At 52.6% G+C, this 1,453-nt stretch carries 2 pseudogenes; both read left to right on the forward strand.

Annotated features, from left to right (window positions below):
• Window positions 1-161: pseudogene (locus RZR99_RS33640) on the forward strand (IS6 family transposase); the annotation flags it as partial.
• A 63-nt stretch (window positions 162-224) separates the two neighbouring features.
• Window positions 225-518: pseudogene (locus RZR99_RS32805) on the forward strand (ISKra4-like element ISBusp5 family transposase); the annotation flags it as partial.
• Window positions 519-1,453 lie beyond the last annotated feature (935 nt).

A 1,453-nucleotide genomic window follows, 5' to 3' on the forward strand; every position in this document is an offset into this window, starting at 1 on the left:
CAAATCGGCGCGGCAGTTGCAACGATTTTGCTCGGTCCACGGACAGGTTTCGAATCTGTTCATGGGGTGCCGCTACAATCGGAGCGTGCAGTGCAAACGAAACACGTGTCCAGGCCATCGCGACCTGGGAGAGGGTTGCATGCGACCAGATGCCGGCGTAAGCCGATCGATACTCGTCCTTGCTTGTCCGGTCACCGAACAACCTGACAGTACCACGTCGCAAGCTCATGGACGTGATCACGCATCTGCAGGCTAACCGCGGTTCGCTGATCGACTACCGCACACGCCAGCGTGCAGGCCGACGAATCTCGACCGACTTCGTTGAGTCCTCCATCAACCGAATCATTGGTCGCCGGATGTGCAAGGGCCAGCACATCCGCTGGAGTCATGTTGGGGCACACATCTCGCGCGTAGCCGTCCTGAATCAGAAGCTCCTCGAACTCTCCCAGCACCACTTTCCATGGATTGGCGACCGGCGCGTTTCGTGGCCATGGCAAATAGCATCCCAGGCTTTTTAACGGCTTCCTTCAACACCAGTGTTGACCGGTCATTGCCCCTCCGCGCCGGCCGAACCGCTAGGAATAAAAAGCGCGCGACGGTCGTCGGTTGACGGGTCGCGCGAAATCGTCTGGCCAATCCGAGGGCCTTTACCAGACGAACTACCCGTGGTCGAGAAACCACCGGCACGAGAGACTTCGACTTGATGTGAGCCGACCAACTGCAGCATCTTCGCGTAACGTCGCAATCGCGAGGACAATCTCAGGCACGACGAGCAGAATCTTCACAACGGCTTCGAATGCGGACATGCGTGGAGTCGACCGGGTGCCGAGCGCAGCTCCCGCGGCGACAGAAATTACCGTCACAATGCCGACCGTCGCCCCCGCCAACGCTAACGATGTCAACGCGGCGCGTAGCAGGCTCTCGTCGGCCAGGGCTTCAAGGTAGCCCGATCGCCGCGACTGCGATCAGTGCGACGATGATGGTGTATTCGGTCATCCCCTGGCCGAGCTGGCGGCGCAGTTGACGACGAGCAACATACTTTTCTTTTTTTCATATCGTAGTCCTAAACTAGAATTCCAAATTCCTGTATCGAATGTACGTACCCAAGTCAACGTCTGAAGCACTTCCACAGGAGATTAACATCCGATCTTTCACAAAATCGAATTAGATATGAAATTAATTTTTAAAATATTTTAATTATTCCAACAAACAAATAATAGAAAATAAGTATGCCTTTCTTAACGAAAATTATTTTCCGATCTCCTAGTAAGCATAACGATACACCTCGCTAGCCAAGATAATTTATTCCTAGGCGGTGTCGCAACGTTTTTGAGATACATCATCCTGTTATTTGAGACAAACAGCATTGAATGCTAAGAGATGTTAACAAAATGAGTTTTGCAAGTATCGCCAGCAAATGATGCAGTAGGCCAGCTTCAGGAAAGCTTCATGA

This window comes from Burkholderia alba, from assembly GCF_034721475.1.
In the GTDB taxonomy this organism is placed as follows: Bacteria; Pseudomonadota; Gammaproteobacteria; order Burkholderiales; family Burkholderiaceae; genus Burkholderia; species Burkholderia alba.